Annotated in this window: 18 protein-coding genes and 3 tRNA genes; 11 read left to right on the top strand and 10 right to left on the bottom strand. The window is 48.1% G+C overall.

What is annotated here, in order from left to right; translation table 11 throughout:
* Nucleotides 1-25 precede the first annotated feature (25 nt).
* Nucleotides 26-505, top strand: coding sequence for a hypothetical protein (locus MJ611_RS06925; RefSeq protein WP_250428857.1), 480 nt, complete (start codon nt 26-28; stop codon nt 503-505).
* Between the two features lie 302 nt (nt 506-807).
* Here MJ611_RS06925 and MJ611_RS06920 read toward each other — a convergent pair whose 3' ends face one another.
* The 6 genes from MJ611_RS06920 to MJ611_RS06895 form a co-directional block, all read right to left on the bottom strand.
* On the bottom strand, nt 808-1,275 hold the full coding sequence (locus MJ611_RS06920) for a hypothetical protein (RefSeq protein WP_250428855.1): 468 nt from the start codon (nt 1,273-1,275) through the stop codon (nt 808-810).
* 35 nt (nt 1,276-1,310) lie between these two features.
* Nucleotides 1,311-3,221: a RecQ family ATP-dependent DNA helicase gene (locus MJ611_RS06915; protein ID WP_250428853.1), complete on the bottom strand. Its 1,911-nt coding sequence runs from the start codon at nt 3,219-3,221 to the stop codon at nt 1,311-1,313.
* A gap of 692 nt (nt 3,222-3,913) precedes the next feature.
* A complete protein-coding gene (locus MJ611_RS06910) occupies nt 3,914-4,693 on the bottom strand; it encodes a transporter (RefSeq protein ID WP_250428851.1) in 780 nt (259 codons plus the stop codon).
* Nucleotides 4,694-4,867: 174 nt separating this feature from the next.
* Complete coding sequence (locus MJ611_RS06905; RefSeq protein WP_250428850.1) at nt 4,868-5,662, bottom strand: hypothetical protein; 795 nt, start codon at nt 5,660-5,662, stop codon at nt 4,868-4,870.
* A 267-nt stretch (nt 5,663-5,929) separates the two neighbouring features.
* A complete protein-coding gene (locus MJ611_RS06900) occupies nt 5,930-6,601 on the bottom strand; it encodes an ABC transporter ATP-binding protein (protein ID WP_250428849.1) in 672 nt (223 codons plus the stop codon).
* A gap of 109 nt (nt 6,602-6,710) precedes the next feature.
* A complete protein-coding gene (locus MJ611_RS06895; protein ID WP_250428847.1) occupies nt 6,711-7,802 on the bottom strand; it encodes an AI-2E family transporter in 1,092 nt (363 codons plus the stop codon).
* Nucleotides 7,803-7,988: 186 nt separating this feature from the next.
* Between MJ611_RS06895 and sucC the strand changes: the two genes are divergently transcribed.
* Nucleotides 7,989-9,191: an ADP-forming succinate--CoA ligase subunit beta gene (gene sucC, locus MJ611_RS06890; RefSeq protein ID WP_250428846.1), complete on the top strand. Its 1,203-nt coding sequence runs from the start codon at nt 7,989-7,991 to the stop codon at nt 9,189-9,191.
* Nucleotides 9,192-9,507: 316 nt separating this feature from the next.
* Here sucC and MJ611_RS06885 read toward each other — a convergent pair whose 3' ends face one another.
* A complete protein-coding gene (locus MJ611_RS06885) occupies nt 9,508-9,924 on the bottom strand; it encodes an organic hydroperoxide resistance protein (RefSeq protein WP_250428844.1) in 417 nt (138 codons plus the stop codon).
* 185 nt (nt 9,925-10,109) lie between these two features.
* Between MJ611_RS06885 and MJ611_RS06880 the strand changes: the two genes are divergently transcribed.
* The 4 genes from MJ611_RS06880 to MJ611_RS06865 all read left to right on the top strand — a co-directional run bounded on the left by MJ611_RS06880 (nt 10,110) and on the right by MJ611_RS06865 (nt 11,252).
* Nucleotides 10,110-10,186, top strand: a tRNA-Arg gene (locus MJ611_RS06880).
* Nucleotides 10,187-10,234: 48 nt separating this feature from the next.
* A tRNA-Pro gene (locus tag MJ611_RS06875) sits at nt 10,235-10,308 on the top strand.
* Nucleotides 10,309-10,362: 54 nt separating this feature from the next.
* Nucleotides 10,363-10,436: transfer RNA gene (locus tag MJ611_RS06870), tRNA-Pro, on the top strand.
* Nucleotides 10,437-10,709: 273 nt separating this feature from the next.
* A complete protein-coding gene (locus MJ611_RS06865) occupies nt 10,710-11,252 on the top strand; it encodes a hypothetical protein (protein WP_250428843.1) in 543 nt (180 codons plus the stop codon).
* Between the two features lie 523 nt (nt 11,253-11,775).
* Here MJ611_RS06865 and MJ611_RS06860 read toward each other — a convergent pair.
* Complete coding sequence (locus MJ611_RS06860; protein ID WP_250428841.1) at nt 11,776-12,321, bottom strand: DUF4136 domain-containing protein; 546 nt, start codon at nt 12,319-12,321, stop codon at nt 11,776-11,778.
* Nucleotides 12,322-12,430: 109 nt separating this feature from the next.
* Entirely contained in the window at nt 12,431-12,619 is a 189-nt protein-coding gene (locus tag MJ611_RS06855) for a hypothetical protein (protein WP_250428839.1), read from the bottom strand.
* 50 nt (nt 12,620-12,669) lie between these two features.
* On the opposite strand from MJ611_RS06855, the gene MJ611_RS06850 reads away from it, so the two are divergent.
* Genes MJ611_RS06850 through MJ611_RS06830 form a run of 5 tightly spaced genes read left to right on the top strand, consistent with a single transcriptional unit; the run spans nt 12,670 to nt 16,743 of the window.
* Nucleotides 12,670-13,539, top strand: coding sequence for an STAS domain-containing protein (locus MJ611_RS06850; protein ID WP_250428837.1), 870 nt, complete (start codon nt 12,670-12,672; stop codon nt 13,537-13,539).
* A gap of 4 nt (nt 13,540-13,543) precedes the next feature.
* On the top strand, nt 13,544-13,957 hold the full coding sequence (locus tag MJ611_RS06845; RefSeq protein ID WP_250428835.1) for an STAS domain-containing protein: 414 nt from the start codon (nt 13,544-13,546) through the stop codon (nt 13,955-13,957).
* Entirely contained in the window at nt 13,941-14,354 is a 414-nt protein-coding gene (locus MJ611_RS06840) for an anti-sigma regulatory factor (protein ID WP_250428833.1), read from the top strand. The genes MJ611_RS06845 and MJ611_RS06840 overlap by 17 nt, the downstream gene beginning before the upstream one ends.
* Entirely contained in the window at nt 14,344-15,384 is a 1,041-nt protein-coding gene (locus MJ611_RS06835) for an ATP-binding SpoIIE family protein phosphatase (RefSeq protein ID WP_250428832.1), read from the top strand. Before MJ611_RS06840 ends, MJ611_RS06835 begins: the two co-directional genes overlap by 11 nt.
* Nucleotides 15,385-15,390: 6 nt before the next feature.
* A complete protein-coding gene (locus MJ611_RS06830) occupies nt 15,391-16,743 on the top strand; it encodes an ATP-binding protein (protein ID WP_250428831.1) in 1,353 nt (450 codons plus the stop codon).
* Between the two features lie 68 nt (nt 16,744-16,811).
* Here MJ611_RS06830 and MJ611_RS06825 read toward each other — a convergent pair whose 3' ends face one another.
* Complete coding sequence (locus MJ611_RS06825; protein ID WP_250428830.1) at nt 16,812-17,246, bottom strand: response regulator; 435 nt, start codon at nt 17,244-17,246, stop codon at nt 16,812-16,814.
* Nucleotides 17,247-17,469 lie beyond the last annotated feature (223 nt).

The raw sequence follows: 17,469 nt of genomic DNA, 5'->3' as shown, positions 1-17,469 counted from the left end.
TTGCTGTAAACAAAGCTATGTTGCCATGAATGCTGTGAGATTAAGTATACCGCTACCGCCTCCTGTTACAGAGGTCGGCAAGAAGATCACCTTCTACCGGGCTGTAGCTGCTGTTATTTTTATACTTGCCGTTATTTGGCTTGTAACTGATTTTGATATTACCAGCTCCATCTTTTTCCTGCTCCTCACTTTTGTCAGCTATAAGCTATACCAGTCTGCAGAGGGCAATGATTTTCTGAAGATACTGGTGGGCAGTTACATCCTGATCGATGATGACAAGTTCGTGCTGCAACCAGCGCATTATGCTTTTGATTCCGGTAACGAGGCGAATGCCACCACCATTCTGTGGCCAGCGGCAAGAGAGCTGCGCATCGGCGATTACTCTTTTGAGGTACTGTTCCAGAGTGGCCAGTTCAGAAAAGTAGAACTGGATTACCTGTCTTCCAGGGATCTGGAGCTTGTAAAAGAGCGGCTCTGGGAAGTGAAGGTGAAGTATAATTTTTAGCAGGGATCTTATAAGCAGTTGGTGAGAGGCACCAACAGTAGCGGCAGCACTTTTATACTTTATAGCTGGAGCCTGCCGATTGCCAATCTATTTGCCCTTGCTGCGTGTTCACACCAGTAAGCACAACGGCGGGAGAAGTATAAGTTGTTGATGGTTAAATCAACAATGGCTGGCAAGAAGATAAAGCTGTTCCGGACATCTTTGTCCGAAACTTTCACAGCTGCGGATTGGAAGTCCGAAAGAGCAGTTTTTATTGAAGTATAAATTGTTAGTGAGAGAACGTCAACTATGGCATGAGCGATTTATACTTGTAAAAACTCTTTCATCTGATAAGGCATAGGATAACTCCCTTTCATTCTCCGCATTAATACAACTTCGCCTAAGTGGAAGGAGAGGTGAACTACTATTTCCTGAATGAGCTTAAGCTTACCAGTTAGTTCCTCGCCCGTATTTGATAAACGGTTTACTTCGGTTTGAATAGCTTCCAATTGATTCTTAAATGCTGTCACTGCCGCTTGCAAGGCTGCTTCACTAGGAGGGGTTATTTCACTGTTCCAGGTCTCCACTTCGCTGATAGGCTTTTCTGGCGGGGTATCCTGCAAACAGCTTAGTTGATAAGCCTGCCAAGTGAGTAAATGATTGATTATTTGCCAAATACTAGTCGGAAACTCACTTAAATCCGCACCACTATTTTTCACAGTTAAGTCATCAAAGGCTTTAAATGTGTCGAAGGCATCCTTAAACATATCCCCTATTTCGGTCTGAGTCATCGTGTTTTCAATTTATACTACACAGGTGTAAACGATCACCCCACCGCCTCTAACTTCCCACTCTCCTGGTACTTCAGTCTCCCCAGATCCACCAACTCCCGAATCAGGGAGGTTATACTTTCCTGGTGTTTGGGCTCAAACTGCTGCACCAGTTCTTTCGGCAAGTATGATTTCTCTTTTACAAGGGTGATGACTTTGTTGCGCAGTTCCTTTCCCTCCTGCTCTGCCCGCTCTTTTTTGCGTTGGGCCAGGCAGTAATCGCAAATACGGCAACTCTTGTCGCTGATCTCCCCAAAGTACTCCAGCAACAGTTGGGTACGGCAGCGGTCGGATGTTTCGACATAATGTGCCATTTCCTTCACCTGTTCTACAGCCCGCTTCCGTAGTTGGTTCAGTCGTTTCTGGTTCAGTGGCAGGCTAAGCGCATCCTGGCGTGGTTTGGTAAAGACCAGTTGCGGCGAATCGTGCTGCGGCTCGTAGATCAGCACTTTCAGTTTGTGCAGGTACTGCAGTTTGCGTCGCACCTCCTGCTCCGATACACGCAGCTGCTCCGCCAGCTTCTTTTCTGATATCTTGATGAAGTTGGTAAAAGCCTCCCCTCCGTACAGGCGCAAGGACATACGCAGCAGCGCGTCGTGCTCCGGGTTGAGCACCTGGAACTCGTATAAGGCCATGTTATCCAGAAGGATAAACAGGCGCGAGGGCTGGTAATACGCTTCGTTCAGTTGCACATACCCTTCCTCCTGCAGGCGCTTGATGGCATGGTGCACCTCCAGGGGCTTGAGTTTATAGCTCTTCGAAAATTCGTTCAGGTCGAAGTCGAAGCTGCTCAGGGTGCCGCTGCCCACCGCCAGCTGGTAAAAATTAGCCAGCGCCTGGTATACACGTCGTATGAGTTCCACAGGCGGGTGCCCCTCTTCTACTTTGCGCTGCAGGTCCGCTACATCGCTGGGGCCGTAAAGTATAACGGCATAGGCATACTTCTCATCACGCCCGGCACGACCAGCCTCCTGATAATAAGCCTCCAGACTTTCGGGCAGGTCGAGGTGCACCACCAGCCGCACATCCGGCTTGTCGATGCCCATACCAAAAGCGTTGGTAGCTACCATCACGCGTACTTTATCCTGTATCCAGGCGGCCTGTACGGCATTACGCTCCTCAAACTTTAAACCGGCGTGGTAAGCTGCGGCCGAAATGCGTCGGCTCTGCAGGAACCTGGCCATTTCCACCGTCTGCCGGCGACTGCGCACATACACAATGCTCTGGCCCTGCATGCGTTGCAGTATCTCCAGCAGGCGACCGGTTTTGTCTTCGGTGTAGAGGCAGGAATAAGATAAGTTGTCGCGGGCAAAACTCTTGACAAAAACGTTCTGCTGCTTAAAGCCAAGCTTCTCCTGGATGTCCTGGCGCACCTGTTCGGTGGCCGTAGCCGTCAGGGCAATAACAGGTACTTTCGGCAACGCCTCGCGCAGTTCTGTTAGCTGCAGGTAGGGCGGCCTGAAATCGTAGCCCCACTGCGAAATACAGTGTGCTTCGTCCACGGCCAACAAACTTACTTTCATGCGCTTCACCCGTTCTTGAAAAAGCTCGGTGAGCAAACGCTCCGGCGACAAGTATAAAAACTTGACATTGCCATACACGCAGTTGTCCAGGGCGATGTCGATCTCTCGGCGGTTCATGCCGGAATAGATCGCCACAGCCGGTATGCCCCGCTTTTTCAATTGCTCCACCTGGTCCTTCATCAAGGCGATCAGCGGGGTAATTACGAGGCACAGCCCATCTTGCGCCATTGCCGGCACCTGGAAGCAAACAGACTTTCCCCCACCCGTCGGCAACAGGGCCAGCGTATCCTTCCCGGCCAGCACCGACAGGATGATATCCTCCTGCAAAGGCCTGAACTGCTCATAGCCCCAATAGGTTTTAAGGATGTGATGAATGTCTTGCAAGGGAGTTTCTGGTTTGGGACAGCGAAGATAAAGTATAGAAGACAGAAGTCAGAATTTTTCATTTCTCATACTGTCATTTCGAGTGCAGCGAGAAATCTGATTGTGTTATCTGGAACACCGCAAGCTATCTGCTTCAGTTTTATAGCTGAGGTTTATACTTTACACCAGCAAGCCTTTGCTTCGTAGCTGCCTGTATTCCTCAGTCTTACTTGCCTATACTTTCATTGTCTGCTTTGGTGCGCTCACGGCCGCGGGGCCTCGTCCTTTGGCATCGCGCTGTCTAGCTTTCCTGCCTAACGGCTGCCACTCGCGTGGCACCGGAAACCCAGAAGGCGCTCAACCCAAGGACTGGAAACAAGTTCGATAGCTGCTGACTATGCAACTGGAACCAAGTGTAGGGACAGGTCGCGACCTGTCCGTGGGATAGCTGCAGCTATGAAACTTATACTTGTAAAGAGACAACAAGCAGAGATTCCCCTCTTGAGAGGGGGGGCAGGGGTGTGTTTATACTTTGATGTATAGCTACAGACATAAAGGTGGCCCCGGCTATAATTACTGCCATTCCTGTCCCTGCGGGCCAGTTGAGTCACAGACTCAACCTCATTGTTTCGTCACGAATCAGGAGATTCGCGCCAGAGATTGTGGATATTAACACCTCCTCCTGTTAGGGGCAGAGGCAGATCATACTTCCCCTATCTTGGCAACCTCACCGAAATGCCCGTCGTGATAAAATAATCCGGGGCAGCTTTGCTCAGGCCCGTACCGGCAGCAAGGTCCAGTTGCAGGTTGGGCAGCAACAGGAAAAGTATACCTGCGTCTGCCTGGTGTTCCGCCTGCTCTCCAGTAACCTTATTTCCGAACACCTCTCCGAACACTTTCAGTTTATCATGTACTTCCCCGCTCAGGCTGAAGGTATAGCCCTTGGACTGATCTTCACCTGGCCAGCCGAACGTCAGGTTATAGGCAGCTTCTATTTTCTCGGTAAGTTTATTAGAAAAAGTAAGCCTTAGTTCTGGCTCCGGATTATCAGGCCGGTACGCCTCAGAACCTACCGGCAGTGCTGCCCTGGCAATCAACGCTGCTTCCGGGCGCCACCCCTGCTCCTGCCAGAGATGAAATTTTACGCCAACGTTTAAGGGAGCAAGCCCCCTCACCTTTCGGGCAACACCGTTTTCTACAATTGAGTCTCTTAACGCGCTCTGGATCCTAAGCTCCAACCAATTGAGCAGGCCCAGCCGGACCAAAGCAGTTGGATAAGCATTCGTTTTAATAGAAAGTCCTTCTTCAGTGGCTTTCTGAAATTGGTATCCCGTTTCCAGTTGCAGCGTCCCTTTCGGTATTACAGAAGAAGATTCAGTCTGGCCAGGCCTTTCCGTTTGTATTTTCTCCACTTCCTGCCCCAAGCAAGGACTAATGATCCAAGTGATTATTCTGAAGAGAAGTATAAATTGCCAGCGCAGTAGTGGTGTCATATCAGATTTGAGTTTGGTCCGTTTGACATTTTCACAGCTTATACGGCACAGCGCCTGCCCTTGCTTTGCAGTAAAACCTTTACCTCTTATACTTTGCAAAGCTGAAGGGAAAGGCACAAAAAAAGCCTACCTCAACAGAGGCAGGCTTTCTACAGGTAAATCTATTTCTTTTACTTAAGCTGCGGCTGACTGACCGTCTTCACGCTCTTCGATCACTTTTTTCAGCTTATCGATCGCTTGTGCAGCACGCTCTTCGTCCAGGCGGTTAATGTTCAGCAACATCTTTGTCTTTTCCTGGCGCGTGATCACCGCGTTGTTCAGCAGGCGGATGATCTCCTCCTTCTGCTTAGCCGATGCATAACGCACGCTGGTAGACTCTGCCGGAGCTGCCTCTGCTGCAGGAGCAGCGGTTGCAGCCGGAGCTGCCTTCATTGTAGCCTTCTTCTCAGTTGGCACTGCAGGGCGCTGCTCAGATTTAGCAGGCTCGTTGCCTGTGTAGTCCATTTCCTCAGCAGGAGTTGGCTCGTAACCAGCCGCTCTGATAATCCAGGCCAGAATGTTGCGGTATGCTTTACCAATAGCACGTGTCTGCGCCATCGATGCAATCGCAAATTCCTGGTAGTACTTCTTGCCCTGCTCTTTGTTAGAGCAGATGGCAAAACCGGCACCTACCACCTGCTGACTACGCAGGTCCAGCAGATTTACTTTAGCCTGGTACTTGATCTCATCATCTGAACTGATGTTTACTACATGATCCACTACCGGAAGTATACCCAAACGAGAGCCGGCATACTGCCATCCTTCTACGTTCACATACTCCTTACCCTGTATATTCTGGTACAATCGATTTTCCTTTATGAATTTCGCCAGATCAACAGCCAGATGTAGCGTCTCATCAGATTTAGCGATATCGTAGCTTTCTACCTTCGCTTTCTTCTGCACGTTTGTCTCTTTGTTTGGTTGACTCATCTCTTTTAGCTTTCATTGTTTTAGTACATATATCAAACACCCCTGTCTACCAAATAGTGCAAAAAAAGTAAAAAAATATTAAATTTAATTACCTGATTATCAGTACTTTATAAAATATTTTTAAACTTATTCCCGTGCTTTGCCAGCTACCTTTGCCTGAGGGAGGACGGCACGAAAAGGGACTAAAGAATACGTACAAAACAGACTAAAGGTCAACGCTTTAGAAAGAAAGGTTTAAGAATGAAAAAGGGAGTACTCAGGAGTACGCTACTCCTCTACCGAAGTGGTCTGAACAATGAGGCCGTCTTTCATTACAAGCGTGCGGTCGGCCATAGCGGCAAGCTGCTCGTTGTGCGTTACAATAACGAAGGTCTGGTTAAACTCATCGCGTAACTTGAAGAAGATCTCGTGCAGTTCCTGCGCATTTTTAGAGTCGAGGTTACCGCTTGGTTCGTCGGCGAAGATAATACGGGGAGAATTGATAAGCGCGCGGGCTACAGCCGTACGCTGCTGCTCGCCACCCGACAGCTCGGACGGTTTGTGATTAAGCCGGTGCGAGAGGTTGAGCATGTGCAGCAACTCTTTTGCCTGCTCCATCACTTCTTTCTCGGGGCGACCGGCCAGAAAACCCGGAAGGCTGGCGTTTTCCAGCGCCGTAAATTCCGGTAGCAGGTTATGGAACTGAAAGATAAACCCGATATGGCGGTTGCGGAAACGGGCCAGATCAGTGGCATTCATTTTGGCAATGTTCTTACCATCGAACAGCACCTGGCCGGAGTCGGCCGTATCCAGCGTACCCAGTATGTGCAGTAGTGTACTTTTGCCGGCACCCGATGCCCCTACAATAGACACTACTTCGCCAGAAGAAATGAACAGATCGATGCCTTTGAGCACCTGAAGTGAACCGTATTTTTTATGAATGTCTATTCCTTGCAGCACAGTCTGGCAAAAGGTAATCTGGGATGGTTACTTATTCGTTATCTGCCAAAGCTACGAAAGAAACGCTATATGTAGGTAATCTGCGGTTAAATTTTCAGAAAGGCTCCAGTTACCCTCCTCTCCTTGCCCTTATTTTTGCACTTACAGGTTCGCTCTGGTCGGCTACTCCGTCGGCTTTTTCCAGTACATCTTTTATGTATAATTCCCGGATCAACACCAGCCCTACAGCCAGAATGGGAGCAGCCATGAGCAGGCCAAGGCCACCCAAAAGTATACTGAACAACACCTGGAAAAAGAGCAGCAAAGCCGGCGGCAGTTTCACCGTTTTCTGGAAAATAATAGGCGTGATCATGTAGGTTTCTACCATCTGCACGGCAAAGTATACCACTACCACGTACAGCGCCAGTTTGGGGTCCTGGGTCAGGGCTACCAGCACAGCAGGCACTGCCGCACCGTAGGCGCCAATGGTAGGTATAAAAGCCAGGAAAAAAGAAAGTACCGCGAGGGCAATGGCCAGCGGAAGCCCCAGCAAAGTATAACTTACCGCAGTACTTACCCCGATAATGGTCATGGAAAGCAACATGGCCAGCAACCATAGCTTTAAAGTGGCATAGCATTTTTCCAGCACCTCCAGCATACGCGTGCGGCTTCGTGGCGGAAACAGCTTGACCAGGCCATGCGTGTATAGTTTTGGATTTACAGAGAAGAACAGGGCTGTGATGATGACAAGTATAACATCGGCAAGTACGCCCAGCGTAGACGAGAAAATGCTGGATATCCGTGATAGAAACGTACCCGGCCTTGGCAACAGGTCTTCTGTATCGGAGGGGATTTCCTGTACCAGCTTGCGGCCCCAGTTGTGCCCGCCCAGCCAGTCCTTCACTTTGTTGATTGCATTAGGTATGGTCCTGCGCATTTCGTCGGCCTGATCGGCTACGGTAGGTGCGATAAGCGAGAAAATAAAGATTACGGTTCCGAACACCAGCACTACTACCAGCAGCAAGGCCAATCCCCTGCCAACCGGAACATGATGCGTAACCCAATCGGTGAGACCACAGAAGAGGACAGCCAGCAAGATGCCGGCAAACACCAGCAGGAAAAAATCGGCTACTTGCAGCAGCAGGTAAAAACCAGCCACAACCAGCAGCACAACAAAGGCGGCTACAGCAACCCGCTTGTAAAAGGTATAATCATTTTGCATACCAATGCCTGAGCTCCCCGGTTCTTCCGGCCCTGACAACTATAGTACTGCAGAAACCTGTACATCGTTTCCGGAGAGCTGCAAAGGGGTGTGGAGTACCATTGTTGGCAGGAATATTTTAAAAACCCTTTACTTGAATTTAAAGGGATAAAGGTTTACTTTCGTGCGTCCATTAAAACTGAAAGCATGAACATACACGAATATCAGGGTAAAGACATTTTAAAGAGCTACGGCGTACGCATACAGGAAGGCATCGTGGCTGAAACGCCGGAGCAGGCTGTAGAAGCTGCCAAGAAGCTTACTGAGCTAACCGGCACAGGCTGGCACGTGATCAAGGCACAGATCCATGCGGGTGGCCGTGGCAAAGGTGGTGGCGTGAAGCTTGCCAAAAACCTTGACCAGGTAAGAGAGCTTGCTGACCAGATCTTAGGCATGACGCTGGTAACGCACCAGACTGGCCCAGAAGGTAAACTGGTTCAGAAGGTATTGGTAGCGCAGGATGTTTACTATCCTGGCGAGTCTCAGCCAAAAGAATTCTACCTGAGCATTTTGCTTGACCGTGCTAAAGGCCGTAACGTGATCATGGCATCTACTGAAGGTGGTATGGACATTGAAGAAGTGGCTGAGCAGCACCCTGAGAAGATCATCAAAGAGTGGATCGACCCGGCTGTTGGTCTGCGTCCTTTTCAGGCGAACAAGATCGCTTTTGCGTTTGGCTTACAAGGCGAAGCTTTCAAGGAGATGGTAAAATTCGTTACCAGCCTTTACAAAGCTTATGTTGAGTCTGATGCTTCTATGTTCGAGATCAACCCTGTGCTGAAAACGTCAGACAACAAGATCCTGGCAGTAGACGCGAAAGTTGACCTGGACGACAACGCACTGTTCCGTCATAAAGACCTGGCTGCTCTGCGCGATGTAACGGAAGAAGATCCGTTGGAAGTAGAAGCAAGTGCATCTAACCTGAACTATGTAAAGCTGGACGGTAACGTTGGCTGTATGGTAAACGGTGCCGGTCTTGCAATGGCTACCATGGACATCATCAAACTTTCTGGCGGCGAGCCTGCTAACTTCCTTGACGTAGGAGGTGGAGCAAACGCCCAGACAGTAGAGGCTGGTTTCCGCATCATCCTGAAAGACCCGAACGTTAAAGCGATCCTGATCAACATCTTTGGTGGTATCGTACGTTGCGACCGTGTTGCCAACGGTGTGGTAGAGGCTTACAAAAACATCGGTGATATCCGTGTTCCGATCATCGTTCGTCTGCAAGGTACAAACGCTGAAGAAGGTGCCCGCATCATCGACGAGTCTGGCCTGAAAGTTTACTCTGCTGTAGCCCTGAAAGAAGCTGCAGAAAAAGTAAAACAAGTACTTGCTGAAGTAGGAGCCTAGTCTCCTTAAGTATAAAAACAAAAGGGGCTGCCATAACTGGCAGCCCCTTTTGTTTTTATACTTAAGGAAGTTAGAAAGTAAGAGGGTTAAAGAGTTAGAGAGTTAATCTTCTTAGCCGTTGTTGGTGTTCTCACCAACAACCTATACTTCAGCCGCCTTTATACTTGCTGGTGAAAACACACAGCAAGGGCAACCATAATTATGGTAGCTTAAAAAGATAGCAGGTCAGTTTTTACCAAGCCCTCTTCTACCTTTTAACTTTTTAACTTTTTAACCCTCTAATTTTCTAACTCCCAAACTCTCCACCTCTCTAACTTTACAAGACTTCCAGCTGCACATCCACATTGCCTTGCACGCCTATGGAATACGGGCAGATCTGATGCGCTTCGTCCACCATCTGGCGGGCTTTTTCCTTGTCCACTCCTTTCAGGTCTACAGCGAGTTTTACACCTAAACCATAAGCTCCGTTGTCGAGTTTCAGCAGGTCTACATGTGCTGTAACTGTTGATTCAGGATGCAGGCGCTCGTGATGTTTGCCGGCCACTACGAGCAACGCACTCTGGAAACAGGCAGCATACCCTGCAGCAAAAAGCTGTTCCGGGTTGGTGCTCTTGCCATTTCCGCCTACTCCTTCCGGCACGGACATAGGCATATCCAACACACCATCCGATGATTTTACATGGCCTCTGCGGCCGCCTGTGGCAGTTACCTCTGCCGTATACACTTTTTCCATAGCTCTTTTCTCCTGATTTGGTTTAAATCTATTTTCTTACGCTGGAAAACCGCCGGGGTATAAGGATTGTTTAGAGAAGAAGTATCAAGCTACCAGCGGCTTACGTTTTTTTAAGCAAAAGCTGGATAATTTTCACAAAGGAAGTTTCCTTTTATCCGCAGAGTTCCTATTTTTGCACACGTCTTGCACCCGTAGTTCAACTGGATAGAATATCGGATTTCGGCTCCGAGGGTTAGGGGTTCGAATCCTCTCGGGTGCACCAGAAGTATAAAAGCCTTGTGAAAGTGCAAGGCTTTTAGCTTCTAAAGTTCGGGGTGTAGCGTAGCCCGGTATCGCGCCACATTTGGGATGTGGAGGTCGTAGGTTCGAATCCTGCCACCCCGACTTAATTTTAGCCTTGCATTTTTGATGCAAGGCTTTTATTTTGCTATAGATTTCCGGGGTGTAGCGTAGCCTGGTATCGCGCCAGCATGGGGTGCTGGAGGTCGTGGGTTCGAATCCCGCCACTCCGACAGAAATTAAAGGCCTTCTGCTCACGTAGGAGGCCTTTTTATTTTTAGGCTACCGTCCCAGAATTACAGGGTTCAGAAGTATAAGAATACGCTCCAGAAGCCTGAATTATACTTATTAAGTATAAAGCTTTTTTACCCCACCTCTGCTGTTGAATTCGTGGCAGTTCTGCTCTACTTCATCTTTCTTTTACTATATTTATTAAGCTATACCGCACTTTGTGCAGATAGGCATATGTTTACTGCTATATTTTTGTTTGGCAAAACAATAAAGAAATGTCACAAATAAGAAGGCAAAGGCGAGAGGCAAGAAGAAGTCTTAACAGAAAACCTAAGCGATTTATTGATTGGACTAAGGTTTTGAAGCTATTTAAAAGTACGATTGTTGTATGGATATGCTTTTACGCTTTAATATGTGGCTTTCTTTATTACAGCGTTACTTCGAATAACAATAAAAGGAATGAGGTTTTTAGCAATGTAGGAGAAACAACTGGACTTGTTGTTGACAAAGCTACAGGACGTGGAGCACATTATGCTACTTACACTTTTAAAGTTAATGACAAAAAATTCACTGGTAGCTCTTTCCATACCTTCCGTGGGCAAGTTGGTGATGAAATATGTATTTTGTATAACAGGAAAAACCCCGAAAGTAATATCTATTGTGAAGAAAAGGAGGTGCAAAATTTTAATGAACATGTTTTGATGCCATCATTGATGTACCTTGGATTAATTATTGCTTTTTCAATAATTAGCATTCCAGTCGCAATGTTACTTGGAAATAAAAAATTGATAGCTGAAGTAACATCCATAAAAAAATAGACTTGCCTAGCTACACCTAAAAAAGCTCTAAGGCGCTTTATAGCTTAGCCTTTAGGGTGTAACTAAAACTAATAATAAATCAAATCTGAATTTGTCTTGGGGCTAACTATAAATTGTTTATTAAACACAGAAGCTGTTCTCTATATCTCTGTTATTTGCGCTTTCTGGCTTCCGTTCTTTATCTATGCTAAGGTTTATTTCATGATAATGAACAGGACATATAATGTTAAAGAGATAATGGTACAGCTAGGATATGTTGCTGTACTTCTGTTTATATTTCTATTAGTCTTTAATAATTATCAGCGTTTGTACATGTTTAGTTTAATGACTTTGCTGATTTTGGCGTTGTCATTATTCTTACTTCTGAGATGGTTAATAGTTAATAAGTAAAGTGTATCCCGCCGTTGCTAGTACTTTCAACAACTATACTCTAATTTGCTTGCTAGTGAGAACACACAGCAAGAGCTACTTTTGAACACTATGTAAAAGAGAAACAAATTGCTCTAAAGTATACCCTCCCTTCCTACTGCGGTATACTTGCAATCAGTTTCTGTACTCCTTCCGCTATGCGGCGTTGCTGTTTACCCGGGTCTTCCGGCACGATGCTTTCTGCCGCTCCCTGCCATACCATTTCGTTATTGCTATTATCCACCAGGTGCACCGACAGGGTTCCTTCCTTGTAACGGCCTACCTCTACCTCCTGGCTTTTCCAGGTATAGCGCCGCTGCCCCATGTAGCGAGGTCCGTCGGTCCTGATATCTGTTTCCCGGGTTTGTACTTTTTCAGCCAGCACAATGCCCATGTTCACTTTCAGGTCGGGGTTAGCGCTGCTGCGGGTAAGCCCACGGGTTTTCAGTTGCGCTTCTATTTCCTGCTTCAGATAATCAAGCTGTTCTTTATACTCCGGCCCGATGGCATCACCGCTTGTTTCTACTTCATAAAAGTCGAAGGTCTTGTAGTTGGCCAAATGAAAGTCATCCTCCGACTCCGTATCCAGGATCGTAATAGGAGAACATGCCAGCAGACACAAGGTCAGCAGCCACAGGTATCTGAAAGAGATCTTATTCATATCCATACAAGCATCTATAAATCAACCGTAACAGGTAACAAAGCATCGTACGTGTATGCCGTCTGTTACTTTACCTGAAAGTATACGACCAGTTTACCTGGCTGTTAAATTAAAGTAGTTGCACAAGCTCAAAGTATGGCATATGCAGGTAACTCAACATGGTACTGCGGCAAATACTGTTTATACCTGCACCATTCTCTACTTTTAGCGTTGAAATACGTACTGCATCGATTAAAACATTTTTTTGTACCTTTAAAGCATTGTCTGCTGAAGAATAATCCTTTTTCGGATCAATCAATTTATTCAGCTATTTTACAGAGCACGTTCTCACACCATTCAAACAAGCAAATGGATAACAACAACACAGCACAGCTTCTGCAAAGAAAGAAAAGAGAGATTCTGGAATCATGGATGAACAACCAGTTAGCCGATGAGGCGCTGCGCGATGACCTGATCTCAAATGAAGAACTGCGCAGGCAATCAGAAGAACTATTGGAAGCATTGCTGAAAGCCATTTCAAACGGCAACTTCGAAAATGTTTACAGCTCTGAGTATGAGCAGATCACCGATATTCTGAGCGATGTTTCGGTAACAAGAGCGCGCCAGGGCTTTTCTCCGCGCGAAACCAACATGTATGTGCTGAGCCTGAAACAGGCTTTGACAGATACACTGGAGCAGGAGCGCCGCAACCAGCCAGAAGTGCTTTACCGGGAAATTCTGATGGTAAACAAACTGCTTGACAACCTGGCTCTGACTACCTTCGAAACCTACCTGAAAGGTCGCGAAGAAGTTATACTTCGCCAGACAGACGAGATCAACGAGATTTCAACTCCGGTTATCCGCGTATGGGACGGCATCCTGGCACTTCCTATCATCGGCACCCTCGACAGCTCCCGTACCCAGATCGTGATGGAAAACCTGTTGCAGGAGATCGTGAATACCGGCAGCAGCATTGCCATACTTGATATCTCCGGCGTACCGGCTGTAGACTCGCTTGTGGCACAACACCTGATCAAAACTGTAAGCGCTACCCGCCTGATGGGTGCCGAATGTATCATCAGTGGTGTGCGTGCCGAGATCGCACAGACGATCGTGCACCTGGGCATTGACCTGTCCAACATCAAAACAAAAGCTTCCCTGGCCAGCGCTTTGCAACTTGCCTTTGGTATGCTGAATATAGAGGTAAGAAAAGCTGGGAACAGCCGTTCACTAAAGTAACAGAATGGAAAGAATACCTATCCTGAAAATGGGCTCCTTTCTGCTGGTCACCATACAGGTGGACCTCTACGATAGGCTGGCCCTTAACCTCGAAAGCGACCTGATCAACATGGTCAGCAAGACGGGTGCCCGCGGTGTATTGATCGATATTTCTGCTGTAAGCATCGTTGACTCTTTTATGGGTCGTATTCTGGGCAACATTGCCTCCATGTCGCGCATTATGGATGCCGAAACCGTAGTGGTAGGCATGCAGCCTGCCGTTGCCATTACGCTTGTAGAGTTAGGCCTGACACTGCAGGGCGTTTATACTGCCCTGGATGTGGAGAAAGGCATGGAATTGTTACAAAAGAAAATAGACCTATACGCACCGCAGAGCGAGGACGAAGAAGAGCAATCCCCGGATGATTACACTGACTAAAGACACGATGCAGATCGTGCGGGAGCAGGACGTAGTGCCTTTCCGGAATCGGGTGCGGGAATATGCCACCAAAATCGGCATGAGCCTTGTTAACCAGACAAAGCTCATCACAGCCGCCAGCGAGCTGGTACGTAACATGCTTAAATATGCCAGCGGCGGAAAAGTTATCCTCGAAATTATCAGCAAAAATGCGCAAAGTGGCGTAAGATTAACATTTGTAGACGAAGGCCCCGGCATTGAGAACGTGCAGCAGGCTATGCAGGATGGATTCTCGACGGGCAAAAGCCTGGGGTTGGGGCTACCCGGTGCCAGGCGCCTTGTAAACGAGTTCAACATCAGCAGCACGCCGGGCCAGGGTACTACTGTTACCGTCATACACTGGAAACATGGACGTTAATCACCACCAGCGCTATACTCTACCTGACAGAAGCTTTGCCAACATACTAAAGCGTGATATTGCCCGACTTGCCGAAGGTCTGGGCTTTTCCGCTTCAGAGGTGGGCAAGATCAATATCATTGTTTCCGAAATGGCCTCTAACCTGGTGAAGCATTCGCCGCAGGGAGGCGAGTTGCTGGTAAAGACCATCGGAGAAAAAGCATCCGCCCTGGAAATTATCTGCCTCGACAATGGCCCGGGCATGAGTGAGCCGCGCCGCATGATGCAGGATGGAATCTCTACCACCGGTACGGCCGGCGAAGGGCTGGGCGCCATCAAACGCCAGTCCGATGAGTTCGATCTTTATTCACAACCAGGGAGTGGCACTATTATTTTATCCAGGGTACACAGAGCAGCCGGACAAGTGCACCCTCCGCAACGGCAGAGTCGTTTCGAAACAGGCGTTGTTATGGTACCTAAACCCGGTGAGCAGCTCTGCGGCGACGGTTATGCAATAATCGAAGAAGGCAACAACCTGTACCTGATTGCCCTGGATGGTCTGGGCCACGGTGCAAATGCAAACGAAGCAAGCCAGTTGGCTGCCCAGGTCTTCCAGAGTAACTATAAAAGCGATCTTCCTGTTAACCTGCGCCTGATCCATACTTTAATCCGGCGCACCCGGGGAGCAGTTGGCTCCATCGCTCACATCAACGTTGCGCGCAACCAGATCAGCTACTGCGGCGTGGGCAACATTGCCGGCAAAATTTTCTGCCCCGAAGGTGGCAAGCAGGCTACTACCTGCCGGAACATTATTTCGTACAATGGCATTCTCGGGCATAACATCCCCACAACGCTCAACAACCAGGTAGCAGAGTGGAATAACTCCCGTACGCTTGTACTGCACTCCGACGGGCTCCGCTCCAGGTGGGATTTGAACAAATACCCCGGCATACTGAACCACGACCCTACCACCATAGCAGCCGTACTCTTTAAAGAGTTCAGCCGGCAGACAGATGATACGCTTGTAATGGTAGTTAGAAATAAGGTATAAGGAGCTATGTCCAGAAATATTCTCAAGATAAACATAAACAACGAGCTGGATGTTGTGCTGGCCTATAAACGGGCAAAGCAGCTTTCAGAGCGTTTGGGCATAGCAATGGGTAGCCAGACCAAGTTTGCAACTGCCGTATCTGAGATATGCCGCAACGTAGTAGAGCATGTGGGCAGCGGGCAGATCGTGTACGGCGTTATGGAAGAAGCCGGAATTCATTTCCTGCAGGCCATCGTGTCGGACCGTGGCAGAGGTATCGGCAACATAGACCAGCTCCTAAACCGCAGCATCGGCACCGCGCTGGGAAAAGGCACGGGCATACTTAATTCCCGTAAGCTGGTCGATTACTTTCACATCGAGAGCGAGTTTGAGAAGGGCACCCGGGTAACCCTCCGCATCCGGCTGCCGCATAACGCACCTACTGTAACAAAATCTGTTGCCGAGGCCTGGACCTATGAATTTGACCAGGATGCTTACGTATCGCCTTATGCCGAGATAAAGCGCCAGAACATGCAGTTGCTGGAACTGCTGGAGCAGCTGCGGGAGCGCAACCAGGTCGTCCAGCAAAAGCTGCAGGAAAACAGGCTTCTGAATGAAAAGCTGCAGCAATCTAACAATGATATCAGGGAGCTGTTGAAGGAGCGGGATCTTAAAAATGCGCAGCTGGAACGCACCAACAAAGACCTGGATGATTTTGCCCATACGGTGTCACATGACCTTAGGGCACCGTTACAGAATATCAATGCGCTGGCCGTAGTGCTGGAAGCCTGCCTGGAATCCGAAAACATAGAAGAGGCAAAAGAGATCTTTCCGATGCTTCGTGAACAGGCGCTTAAAATGGACCAACTCGTGTTGGGCATACTCTCCTATTCGCTTGCCGGCCGCCATAATATCCCGAAAACGAAGACAGATGTGCAGGAGCTTTTGTACGAGATCATCGGTTTGCTGCAGATACCCAAAGGCATGCGCATCGAAATACAGCATGATCTACCGGTACTGGAGACTGAGCGTATTTACCTGCAACAGGTCTTCAGTAACCTGATCGGAAACGCGATCAAATACCACGACAACCCGGCTGAGGGTCTGATACAGATTCAGTACACGCAGCACGCCGACTGGCTGCAGTTTGTAGTTCAGGATAATGGCCCGGGTATTTCCCGGGACAACCAGCAGCGCATCTTCGAAATGTTTGAGGCACTCGGGCAGGACATTGTTCGATCCGATAGCACCGGCATAGGCCTCTCGCTGGTCAGAAAGATCGTGCGCAACAAAGGGGGCGATTGCTGGGTGCAGTCGGAAGGGCGCGGCTCCCGGTTTGTGTTTACCTGGCCCGCCAAGGAAATGCTAACCTTTGCCTGATAAGAAATAAAAAAGCCTGCCACTGTTTACAAAGAGTGGCAGGCTTTTTTGCTCTAAAAGAAGGCAGGTTACCGGTTGCTGAAAAACTGGTCCATTACCTCCTGCACATCATGTCTTGTCAGCGCTTTGGAGTAATGCTTTTTAACTTTGCGGTAATTCTTCAATCGCTCCAGGTCGTAAAAACTTGCCGAAGAAGTAAGCATCAGTATGATCACATGATCACCGGCATCTAAGCCACGCTTGTGGTATTCATCCAGAAAAGAGAACCCATCCATTACCGGCATTTTAATGTCGAGGAAGATCAGGTCCGGGCATTTATTTTCCGGGTCGGATACTTCGCCACATGTTTTAGTTATGTAGTCCAACGCTTCTTGTCCGTTCTGCACTACCAATATTTTCTTTGCGACCTTCATCTCGGTCAGCAGGCGCTTGTTAAGGTAATTGGTTGTAGCATCATCATCTACCAACATTACCAGATCAAGCAAAGGTGTTGTGTTTTCCATGTACTCAGTCACCGGGATTTATGTATGTAGGCACTGATTTCGGTAAACAGTGCAAAACTTGTAAAGATATTTTCGCCTTTTCAGCAATAATCACAGCTTCTACGCAAAAAAACTTCACAAGTAGATACAAATATCGCAGAGTTAAAGAATATTATCAAAATAGTTCGCCTATAAGTGGTGAAAAACATCCGGTAAACAGGCCACATCAATGTACCGGTGAAAT

It is taken from the genome of Pontibacter ruber (assembly GCF_023630205.1).
Lineage (GTDB): Bacteria > Bacteroidota > Bacteroidia > Cytophagales > Hymenobacteraceae > Pontibacter > Pontibacter ruber.
This window is presented reverse-complemented; position numbering and strand designations above follow the sequence as displayed.

What these genes read in the sequence shown, in the direction of transcription:
- MJ611_RS06895 (WP_250428847.1), bottom strand. Translation starts at nt 7,802, where the DNA reads ATGCAAAATGATTATACCTTTTACAAGCGGGTTGCTGTAGCCGCCTTT.
- MJ611_RS06885 (WP_250428844.1), bottom strand. Translation starts at nt 9,924, where the DNA reads ATGGAAAAAGTGTATACGGCAGAGGTAACTGCCACAGGCGGCCGCAGA.
- MJ611_RS06925 (WP_250428857.1), top strand. Translation starts at nt 26, where the DNA reads ATGAATGCTGTGAGATTAAGTATACCGCTACCGCCTCCTGTTACAGAG.
- MJ611_RS06865 (WP_250428843.1), top strand. Translation starts at nt 10,710, where the DNA reads ATGTCACAAATAAGAAGGCAAAGGCGAGAGGCAAGAAGAAGTCTTAAC.
- MJ611_RS06840 (WP_250428833.1), top strand. Translation starts at nt 13,941, where the DNA reads ATGATTACACTGACTAAAGACACGATGCAGATCGTGCGGGAGCAGGAC.
- MJ611_RS06905 (WP_250428850.1), bottom strand. Translation starts at nt 5,662, where the DNA reads ATGAGTCAACCAAACAAAGAGACAAACGTGCAGAAGAAAGCGAAGGTA.
- MJ611_RS06845 (WP_250428835.1), top strand. Translation starts at nt 13,544, where the DNA reads ATGGAAAGAATACCTATCCTGAAAATGGGCTCCTTTCTGCTGGTCACC.
- MJ611_RS06835 (WP_250428832.1), top strand. Translation starts at nt 14,344, where the DNA reads ATGGACGTTAATCACCACCAGCGCTATACTCTACCTGACAGAAGCTTT.
- sucC (WP_250428846.1), top strand. Translation starts at nt 7,989, where the DNA reads ATGAACATACACGAATATCAGGGTAAAGACATTTTAAAGAGCTACGGC.
- MJ611_RS06850 (WP_250428837.1), top strand. Translation starts at nt 12,670, where the DNA reads ATGGATAACAACAACACAGCACAGCTTCTGCAAAGAAAGAAAAGAGAG.
- MJ611_RS06910 (WP_250428851.1), bottom strand. Translation starts at nt 4,693, where the DNA reads ATGACACCACTACTGCGCTGGCAATTTATACTTCTCTTCAGAATAATC.
- MJ611_RS06830 (WP_250428831.1), top strand. Translation starts at nt 15,391, where the DNA reads ATGTCCAGAAATATTCTCAAGATAAACATAAACAACGAGCTGGATGTT.
- MJ611_RS06825 (WP_250428830.1), bottom strand. Translation starts at nt 17,246, where the DNA reads ATGGAAAACACAACACCTTTGCTTGATCTGGTAATGTTGGTAGATGAT.
- MJ611_RS06920 (WP_250428855.1), bottom strand. Translation starts at nt 1,275, where the DNA reads ATGACTCAGACCGAAATAGGGGATATGTTTAAGGATGCCTTCGACACA.
- MJ611_RS06860 (WP_250428841.1), bottom strand. Translation starts at nt 12,321, where the DNA reads ATGAATAAGATCTCTTTCAGATACCTGTGGCTGCTGACCTTGTGTCTG.